At 63.3% G+C, this 910-nt stretch carries 1 protein-coding gene; it reads right to left on the bottom strand.

Going from position 1 to position 910, the window contains the following annotated elements; translation table 11 throughout:
* Positions 1-132 precede the first annotated feature (132 nt).
* Positions 133-910, bottom strand: a 778-nt coding sequence (locus EN884_RS37200) for an ABC transporter substrate-binding protein (RefSeq protein ID WP_164895476.1), incomplete at its 5' end; no start/stop codon positions are given.

Below are 910 nucleotides of genomic sequence, written 5' to 3'. Positions count from 1 at the left end.
GGAGTGGTCCGCGCAGCGGACGGAAAGCCAATTGCTTGGCTTTCCGAACGACGAACGCCCGGAGCGACAGCGAAGGGCCGGGTCCGGCAGGCCAGAGGGGGGGGCCTTGGCGCTCACGCTGCTGCGCTAAGCTCACAGCGCCTGCGTCGTATAATCCCCTTCGGCCTCGTAAAGTCCGTCCTCGATCTTGGTCTTGTGCACGACCTTGAGCTTGCCGCCTTCGATCTTGGAGATGTTCTGGATGCCAAAGCACTGGTGGATCTTGCCGTTGAAGGTCTTCGGTCCCTGCGGATGTTCCGGACCTTCGGCGAATTCGGTCAGCGCCTCGGTCGCCTCGACCAGCTTGGCGCGGTCTTCCGGTCCCTTGTAGCCGGCGTCCTCCATCGCCTTCTTGACGACGTAGAGCGTTTCCCAGCAGCCGAACATGTGGGCTGCGGTGGAGACGTCCTTGGGGTCGCCGACGGCGGCGCCATTGTCGTCGATGCCGACAGCAGCGCGATAGGCCTTCTGCGCCTCGGAATCATCGGCCTGCGCATAGCGCGGCGAGCCTTCCCAGAAATGGCTGCCATCGAGGAATTCGAGGCCGGGGCTGTTGATGTCGGTGGCTTCGAGCGAATCGATGAAGCCGAACAATTGCGGCCGGTTGGAGCCGTAGAACTCACCAAGCTCCTTGACGAAGGTGAGCACGGCCGGGCCGACCATGACGTGGTAGATCACCTCGGTCTCGGCCGGGATCTGCGGAAAATACTTGGTGAAGGACGATTCTGTCGGCGGGATGGCGATCTGCGCGATGACCTCGCCGCCTTGCGCCTTCAGCGCCGGCGGCAGGTAGTCGCGGTGGTCGTAGCCGAAGGCGAAATCCGGGAAGATCTGCGTCACCTTCTTGCCTGCATTGGCCGCGATCCACGGC

It is taken from the genome of Mesorhizobium sp. M7A.F.Ca.AU.001.01.1.1, from assembly GCF_004022735.1.
Taxonomy (GTDB): Bacteria; Pseudomonadota; Alphaproteobacteria; order Rhizobiales; family Rhizobiaceae; genus Mesorhizobium; species Mesorhizobium ciceri.
The sequence above is the reverse complement of the archived record's forward strand: the minus strand, read 5'-3'. Positions and strand labels throughout refer to the sequence as shown.